The following is an 8,463-nucleotide window of genomic DNA, read 5'->3' on the forward strand; positions in this document are numbered from 1 at the left end:
GGATAAAAACACAACAACAAAGACGAAACTGTGAGAATATGGCAATATATATCCTTTCAAATTTTAAGTTTATTTTGAAATCATGCAGCTGTTACGTCTAAATGCCTTAGCACCGAATTTACAATTGCCCCAAACCGCAGTGACGATTGGCAATTTTGATGGTGTCCATTTGGGACATCAAGCCATGGTTTCTCAACTTCAAGAAGTTGCCAAAACCAAAAACCTCAAAACATTGGTGATGATTTTTGAGCCACAGCCTTTAGAATTTTTTAAAGCTTATGAGGCTCCGCCACGCATTACCTCACTCAGAGAAAAAGTAGAATACTTAACTGAATTGGGTGTGGACTACATTGCGATTGCTAAATTTGATAACCAATTCCGTAGTCTGAGCGCTGAAAATTTTGCTGATGTTTTAAAAGATAAACTCAATGCACAAAGCCTGATTTTAGGTGATGACTTTCACTTTGGTAAAGACCGTCAGGGCAACAGCGAATTTTTAAAAAAATATGGCTTTGATGTCACCAATCTGACCACCATCGAATTTGATGGTGAGCGTGTCAGTTCAACCCGTATTCGTCAGGTGCTGCAAGCGGGTGATTTGGCTTTGGCTGCCAAATTATTGGGACGTCCTTATAGCATGATTGGACGAGTTCAATATGGTGACCAGATTGGACGCACCATCAATTTCCCGACCATCAATGTTCGTATGGGGCGCCATCGACCATGTTTAAATGGTATTTATGGGGTTGAAGTGGTATGTGAAACCACTTCTTTAACTGAAAAAGTCAAAGCCGACAATCCAGATAAAACAGGCATTTTAGGCTACCAAGAAAATGCCTTATATGGTGCGGGTCATGTTGGTACCCGTCCTGCCATCAAACAGGATCATCCAGAATGGCGATTGGAGGTACATTTCCCCGATGTTTCTGCTAATCTGTATGGTCTGTTAATGCGGGTGACCTTCCTCGACTATTTACATGGCGAGCTGAATTACCCTTCGCTTGAAGCACTTCAGGCAGGAATTGACAATGATGTTGAGCGATTACTTGAATTTCGCAAAAATACACCCCATTTTCCGTTCTAAACCCAAATTTTTTATTGTAAAACGCGTCAGCAATCAGGCTGATAATATTGGATGACAACTTGCATGAGCGATAAGCAAACTCCTGAAAATGCTGTGGATTATAAATCTACGCTGAATCTACCAGGTACTGAATTTGCAATGAAAGCAAATCTCGCAGTACGTGAAGCGAAATGGTTGGAAGAGTGGTATGCCGACAACATTTATCAGCAGATTCGTGCATCGCGTATTGGCAAGAAAAAATATGTGCTTCATGATGGTCCTCCATATGCCAATGGTCAAATCCATTTAGGTCATGCTGTAAACAAAGTCCTAAAAGACATCATCATTAAAAGCCGTGTCATGGACGGTTTTGATGCGCCTTATGTGCCAGGCTGGGACTGTCACGGTCTGCCGATCGAACTCAAAGTCGAAGAAAAAGTTGGTAAAGTTGGGCAAAAAGTTGATGCTCCGACTTTCCGTAAAGCATGCCGTGAATATGCCTACACGCAAATCGAACTGCAAAAGAAAGATTTCGTGCGTATGGGTGTGTTTGGCGATTGGGACAATCCTTACTTAACCATGAACTTCAAACAAGAAGCCGACATCGTACGTTCATTGGGTGAAATTGCCAAAGCGGGTCATATTGAACCAGGACTTAAACCAGTGAACTGGTGTTTGGACTGTGGTTCTTCACTTGCCGAAGCTGAAGTCGACTATAAAGATAAAAAATCTGACGCCATTGATGTCGGTTTTGGTGTGGTTGATCTTGCTGATTTATCTACAAAAGTGGGTGTTACTGTTTCCAATCCTACGGATATCGTGATCTGGACAACCACCCCTTGGACGTTGCCTGCTAACCAAGCTGTTGCGCTACATGCTGAAATTGAATATCAATTGGTCGAAGTTCAATCTGAACGTGGCACACAAAACCTCATCTTGGCAAAAGATTTAGTTGAGTCTGCATGTGAACGTTACAAGCTTGAAAATCCAAAAGTTTTAGCTGATTTTACAGGTAGCAAACTTGAAAATTTACAGCTTCAACATCCACTTATTACAGATCGCCAAGTGCCTGTAATTTTAGGTGAACACGTCATCGCAACAAGTGGTACAGGTGCAGTACATACTGCGCCGGGTCATGGTGTAGACGACTATAAAGTTGGCTTACAGTACAACTTAAAAGTTGAAAATCCTGTCGGTGGTAATGGGGTGTATTTGCCAACATCTGCACTGTTTGCAGGTGAGCACATCTATAAAGCCAACCCACAAATCATTGAAGCACTCGGTACAGCAGGCAAACTTTGGGCACACGTGCCAATCGTACACAGCTATCCACATTGCTGGCGCCATAAAACGCCGATTGTCTTCCGTGCAACACCACAATGGTTTATTAGCATGGACAATAAAGGCTTACGTCAAGATGCCTTGAATGCCATTGAAAATGACATCAGCTTTGTGCCTGACTGGGGTAAAAACCGTATTGAGTCGATGATCGAAGGTCGCCCTGACTGGTGTATCTCTCGTCAACGTACTTGGGGTGTGCCAATCCCATTCTTCGTGCATAAAGATACCAATGAATTACACCCTCGCACACCTGAATTGATCGAAGAAGTTGCCAAACTGATCGAAAAAGAAGGCATTGATGGTTGGTATAACCGTGATGCAGTTGAGTTCATCGGTGATGATGCTGAACAGTACAACGCTGTTCGTGACACTTTAGATGTATGGTTCGACTCAGGTACAACACACTATGCAGTGCTTCGTGAACGTGAAGAACTGAACGACCCTGCTGACTTGTATCTTGAAGGTTCAGACCAACATCGTGGTTGGTTCCAATCGTCTTTGTTGACTTCGATTGCCATCAACAAACGTGCACCATACAAAGGCTTGCTCACTCACGGTTTCGTTGTGGATGAGAAAGGTCGTAAGATGTCAAAATCGATTGGGAATATCATTACCCCTCAAGAAATTATCAAAGATATGGGTGCAGATGGTTTACGTTTCTGGATCGCATCTGCCGACTACCGTTATGAAATGACGGCAGGTAAAGAAATCTTTAGCCGTGCGTCAGACGGTTACCGTCGTATCCGTAATACTTTACGTTTCTTATTGGCAAACTTGAATGGTTTCAAACCTTCAACAGATGCACTGCCTGTAGATCAATTGATCGCATTGGATCAATACATTTTGCAACGTGCAGCAGAAGTACAGAAAACCATTCAACAAGCTTATGAGGATATGAACTTCCATATCGTCACCAATGCTTTAACCAATTTCTGTATTAATGACTTAGGTGGTTTCTACTTAGACATCATCAAAGACCGTCAATATACGACTAAAGCAGACTCACAGGCACGTCATTCTGCACAAACTGCTTTATATCACTTGGTACAAGCATTTGTACGTTGGATGTCTCCAATCTTAAGCTTCACAGCACAAGAAGCTTGGCCACTGATTCCTGAACAGTCTGAAAAATATGTCTTTACGGCTGAATGGTATGACATTCCTGTTGCATCAACTGCAAACCTGATTTCAGAAGCAGATTGGCAAACCTTAATCACCGTAAAATCTGCGGTGAATAAGCAAATTGAAGCGGCACGTAATGCCAAACTGATTGGTTCAAACTTGTCAGCAAAAGTTGAACTTTGGGCAAATACTGAACTCAAAACAGTTCTGGATCGTCTAGGTGATGAGCTTCGTTTTGTCTTGCTTACCTCTCAAGTTATCGTCAATGCATTTGATGAAACACAAGGTGAGACAACTGATCTGGACGGTTTACGTGTCAAAGTTTCAGCCGCAGATGGTGAAAAATGTGCACGTTGCTGGCATGTGCTTCCTGATGTAAATACACATCATGAACATCCTGGTCTTTGTTCACGTTGTATTATTAACCTTCCTACAGGTCAGGGCGAAGAGAGAAAATATGCCTAATCCACAAAATAAAAAGGGCTTATTGCAGTTTTATCCTCACAATATCATTTGGCTTGGACTTTCAGTCCTTGCCATTGTATTGGATCAATGGACCAAATGGATTGCAGTTAGCCATTTAAAATATGGTGAACAAAATCCTGTAATGCCCTTTTTAAATTGGACATTAGCACATAACTATGGCGCAGCCTTTAGTTTCTTGTCCGATGCCGGTGGATGGCAAAAATATTTCTTTACAGGTTTAGCAGGCATTGTTTCGATTGTCTTTATTTTTTGGCTCATGCGTATGCCCAAAAAATTGATCATCCTACCTGCTGCCATTGCCCTGATTTTAGGTGGAGCTGTCGGTAATCTGATTGATCGGGTTTCATTAGGTTATGTTGTTGATTTTATACATGTATATTATAACAACAGCCATTTCCCAATCTTTAATATTGCAGACAGTGCCATCACTTTAGGCACTATTTTATTATTAATTGATACCTTCTTTTTAGAAAAGCAACGTATCCAGCGTGCGGAAGCGCAAAATGATTGATGAAATTATTAACCCAAATGAAGAAACCCGTATCGCAGAAGGTTCTAAAGTTGACCTGCACTTTTCTGTTGCTATTGAAAATGGCGTAGAAATTGACAATACCCGCAGTCGTGAAGAGCCTGTTAGTCTTGTGATGGGTGATGGTAGTTTATTACCTGGTTTTGAAAAAGCACTTTTTGGATTACGTGCAGGTGACCGTCGTACGGTTAGCCTTCCTCCTGAAGATGCTTTCGGTCCGTGGAATGCTGAAAATGTTCAAAAATTTGACACTATTAAGTTTGAACAACGCCCTGTCGAAGGTCACATGATCGAGTTTGAAGACAAAGCCAAACAAAGCCTCTTTGGCGTAGTTAAAACTGTTGGTGATGACATTACCGAAGTTGATTTTAACCACCCTTTAGCAGGTAAAAATATTACCTTTGAAGTGGAAATTTTCAAGGTGACACCTGCAGGTCAGCAAGGCATAAAATTGATGTAATATCATCGACCTATAAAAGCTCCTTCGGGAGCTTTTTTATTCGCAGCTTAATTTTTTGATCTGCGATAAAGATACAAATTGCCCCTATGCAAAAAGACAGAGAAGCTTTAACTTAATAAAATTAAAAAACAAAGGCTTAATTATGAAACTCTATATTGTAGTCGGTAGTGTCCGTGAAGGGCGCACAGCGATTAAAGTCGCGCGTTGGGCAGAAAAAACCATCAAAAGTTTTGAATACAGCACTGTTCAAACTGAAATTATTGACTTAAAAGAATGGAATTTACCTATTTTTGCAGGTGCACATCCACCACTTTCAGGTATTTATGATCAACCCAAACAACAAGAATGGGCGGATAAAATTAGCCAAGCAGATGCTTTCATTTTTATCAGTCCAGAATACAACCATGGTTATAGCCCTGCCCTGAAAAACGCTTTGGATTATCTAGGTAAAGAATGGCAAGCTAAATCAGCAGCTTATATCGGTTATGGTTCAACCAATGGTTCTCGAGCTGTTGATCAACTTCGACAAGTCGGTACTCAACTTGGCTTAATTGATAGCAATGCCGTCATTGAAATCCGTGATATTTTCTCACGTAATCAAACTGAGGAATTTGAAGGTAATTCTTTTGATGAGAAAGCGTTAAAAGCTGCTTTTGATAAATTAATTCAGTATGGCAATGTCTAGTTGTACGCTATAACGTACAAAAAATGTGGCTATTTGCGAATATACTTAATGGGAACTTTCACCTATTCTATAGTCATAGGGAACAGGAAGTTTCCAGAACACAAAACAAAAATAATCAAGTTCTAGCATCAGGATGTGAGGTAGGACAGGAGTTATACCTAATAAACCGATACAAAACAGCTCAATCAGGATGATTGGGCTGTTTTTTATTAAACACTCACATTCCTTTGCAAATCTTAAAAAATTCATCATTGACTGAGCGATCATAGCTACCTAATATTCCGCATAAATATTTTTTCTTTTGGTTGTATTTTGTCAATTTATTGTTATTTTTCCAAATTTTATCATTCTTTTTCGAAGACTTTCTTAGAAAGTACAAAACTTTTTTTCATTGGCACAAGCCTTGTTGTTACTGGTTGTGCTTCCGTTGATAATGGATCACTTGAAAAACGCTCACTCTTACTCGCAACGGGTATCCAAAAAGCCTATTCTGTAGAAACAACAACGGCTCAACGTATTGCACCTATGATTTTGCAACATGCTGAACAATATGATGTAGATCCATTGCTACTTGCTGCGATGATCCGACAAGAATCTAGCTATCGCAGTGGAGTTATTTCACCTGCAGGCGCTGTCGGTTTAACCCAAGTTATTCCGCGTTATTGGCAGCAAACTTGCCAAGGTGACTTATTTGATGAAAATACCAATATTCAATGTGGTACTTTTATTTTAGCCAAGTACAACAAATCTGCAGGTAGTTGGAAAAAAGCCCTTGCTTATTATAATGTTGGACCTACAGGCTACCACTCAAGTTGGAAAATGAAAAGACAAGGTAATCGTTATGCAGAGCAAGTAGAGGAACATCAAAAACAATTGAAAAATGAGTTATAAAGCAAATATTTTCAATAAAAAACCTTGGACAGTGCCAAGGTTTTTTATTACACATGAATAAATTAATTTGTTGAAATTGCGGCTGCTTTTACTTCAATTTTACGCTCAGCTTTCTGTAAACGAATACATGAAATTGCTAAAACACCAATTACGCCGGGAATAGCCACTGCAATAAAATTCCATTTATGTGGTAATTCCATACCTAAAAGCATACCAATCACAATTGGACCAACAATCGCACCTGTACGACCAATTGCAGATGCCCAGCCAATGCCAGTCGAACGAATAGCTACAGGATAATATTGTGCAACATAACTATAAAGTAAAATACTTGTTCCAATTGAAGAGGCACCAGCTAAACTCACCAATAAATAAATCACTGGCTGAGGTGAGTTGAAGCCCAAACCGACTAAAGATAAAATACCGACGATCAACATGCTAATTAAAACTGGTTTAAAATCAAAGCGATCTGCTAGAATCCCTCCACCAATAGTACCAATTACAGCACCAATATTAAGTGCAAGTAAGAACATCAAGCTACTTCCTAAAGAGTAACCTGCTGCCATCATTAATTTTGGTAACCAACTGCCTAACGCATAAAGCATTAATAAACACATGAAAAAAGCAACCCAAAATAATAAAGTTCCTTTAGCACGGTTTTCTGTAAATAATGCTTTAACAGACGCACTTTGAGTTTGGTCATCTGCAGATAATACGAGTTTTGTATTCTCTGTAAGCTGTATATTTGGTTCAATTTTCTTTAAAAAATAACGAGCTTGATCATTTTTTTGAGCTTTAACTAAATAAGTTAAAGATTCAGGCAAAAATTTTATAAAGAAAGGTACAAATAATAGAGGAATACCTGCTATATAAAACATGATTTGCCAACCAAAACTTGGGGTAAACCATGAACCACATAATGCAGCCATAATTCCACCAACAGCATAACCACTAAACATTGTTGTAACTAAAGTACTTTTTAAACGCTGAGGTGCATATTCTGCTGTTAAAGCAACTAAATTTGGTAAAACACCACCAATACCTAAACCTGCAATAAAACGTAAAATTGCAAATTCGGTTGGATTTGAAGCAAATCCACCTGCAAAAGTAAATACACTAAATAATGAAACACAGATTAAGATCACTTTTTTACGTCCAATCTTATCTGCTAACATCCCAAATGACATTGCACCAAACATCATTCCTGCTAATGCAGTACTCGCAAGCATTCCTGCTTGCACGGCTGTCATGCCCCATTCTTTCATTAATAAAGGCAAAACTACCCCATTAATTGCTAAGTCATAACCATCAAATAAGACGATAAATAAACACCAAAGAATAATATTTATGTGGAATGACTTTAACTTTGCATGATCCACTACAGCATTTACATTCATTGTTTGCGCTGTCATTTTTACTCACCTCCAATTGTGAGACTTAATTTCAACATACAATGAATGGCTGTTCATTTTTTGTCTAAAACCTTATAAACATAAATATATACCTAAATAGTATTAAATTTATTTTTTGGTATAAAATGCCACCACTAACTTATATTCATTATCAATAAAAATGATGTTTTATATGAAAAGTGTAACTAAGTGATTTTTAAAAGATAATAGAAACAATATGTTAGATTTAAATAGCTTATCAATTCGACTATAGTTAGCTTGCTCTATCAAAAATTCAAATTTATAAGACAGTTTTTAAAAAAAATATTAAGATTTTATTTCCAATTCACATGAATTAATTTATTCATCATTTTGAATTTTTGCTTTCCTTCTCTCATAAAAAAAGCCCCCTCGATTATGAGGGGGCTTTTTAGATTTAAAAGCTGGCGATGACTTACTCTCACATGGGTAACCCCACACTACCATCAGCGCAAA

Annotated in this window: 7 protein-coding genes; 6 read left to right on the forward strand and 1 reads right to left on the reverse strand. The window is 38.8% G+C overall.

Going from position 1 to position 8,463, the window contains the following annotated elements:
- Positions 1-82 precede the first annotated feature (82 nt).
- The 6 genes from ribF to HX124_RS16445 all read left to right on the forward strand — a co-directional run bounded on the left by ribF (position 83) and on the right by HX124_RS16445 (position 6,577).
- Positions 83-1,084, forward strand: coding sequence for a riboflavin biosynthesis protein RibF (gene ribF / locus HX124_RS16420; RefSeq protein WP_107009187.1), 1,002 nt, complete (start codon positions 83-85; stop codon positions 1,082-1,084).
- A 63-nt stretch (positions 1,085-1,147) separates the two neighbouring features.
- Positions 1,148-3,991, forward strand: a complete 2,844-nt coding sequence (gene ileS, locus HX124_RS16425) for an isoleucine--tRNA ligase (RefSeq protein ID WP_286384123.1) — start codon at positions 1,148-1,150, stop codon at positions 3,989-3,991.
- Positions 3,984-4,523 (forward strand): signal peptidase II, encoded by a 540-nt coding sequence (lspA, locus tag HX124_RS16430; protein ID WP_286384122.1) that lies wholly within the window; start codon positions 3,984-3,986, stop codon positions 4,521-4,523. The genes ileS and lspA overlap by 8 nt, the downstream gene beginning before the upstream one ends.
- Entirely contained in the window at positions 4,519-5,001 is a 483-nt protein-coding gene (locus HX124_RS16435) for an FKBP-type peptidyl-prolyl cis-trans isomerase (protein WP_286384150.1), read from the forward strand. The genes lspA and HX124_RS16435 overlap by 5 nt, the downstream gene beginning before the upstream one ends.
- A gap of 142 nt (positions 5,002-5,143) precedes the next feature.
- Positions 5,144-5,686 carry an NADPH-dependent FMN reductase gene (locus tag HX124_RS16440; protein WP_286384121.1) on the forward strand — a complete coding sequence of 181 codons (543 nt, stop codon included), beginning with the start codon at positions 5,144-5,146 and terminating at the stop codon, positions 5,684-5,686.
- Positions 5,687-6,076: 390 nt separating this feature from the next.
- Complete coding sequence (locus tag HX124_RS16445; RefSeq protein ID WP_107009197.1) at positions 6,077-6,577, forward strand: lytic transglycosylase domain-containing protein; 501 nt, start codon at positions 6,077-6,079, stop codon at positions 6,575-6,577.
- Positions 6,578-6,639: 62 nt separating this feature from the next.
- Here the strand turns inward: HX124_RS16445 and HX124_RS16450 are convergent, their stop codons facing one another.
- Positions 6,640-7,989 (reverse strand): MFS transporter, encoded by a 1,350-nt coding sequence (locus HX124_RS16450; RefSeq protein WP_286384120.1) that lies wholly within the window; start codon positions 7,987-7,989, stop codon positions 6,640-6,642.
- Positions 7,990-8,463: the final 474 nt, after the last annotated feature.

This window comes from Acinetobacter sp. 226-1 (genome assembly GCF_030329325.1).
GTDB lineage: Bacteria > Pseudomonadota > Gammaproteobacteria > Pseudomonadales > Moraxellaceae > Acinetobacter > Acinetobacter sichuanensis.

Coding starts and splice junctions, on each gene's coding strand:
- ribF (WP_107009187.1), top strand. CDS start 83: ATGCAGCTGTTACGTCTAAATGCCTTAGCACCGAATTTACAATTGCCC.
- ileS (WP_286384123.1), top strand. CDS start 1,148: ATGAGCGATAAGCAAACTCCTGAAAATGCTGTGGATTATAAATCTACG.
- lspA (WP_286384122.1), top strand. CDS start 3,984: ATGCCTAATCCACAAAATAAAAAGGGCTTATTGCAGTTTTATCCTCAC.
- HX124_RS16440 (WP_286384121.1), top strand. CDS start 5,144: ATGAAACTCTATATTGTAGTCGGTAGTGTCCGTGAAGGGCGCACAGCG.
- HX124_RS16450 (WP_286384120.1), bottom strand. CDS start 7,989: ATGACAGCGCAAACAATGAATGTAAATGCTGTAGTGGATCATGCAAAG.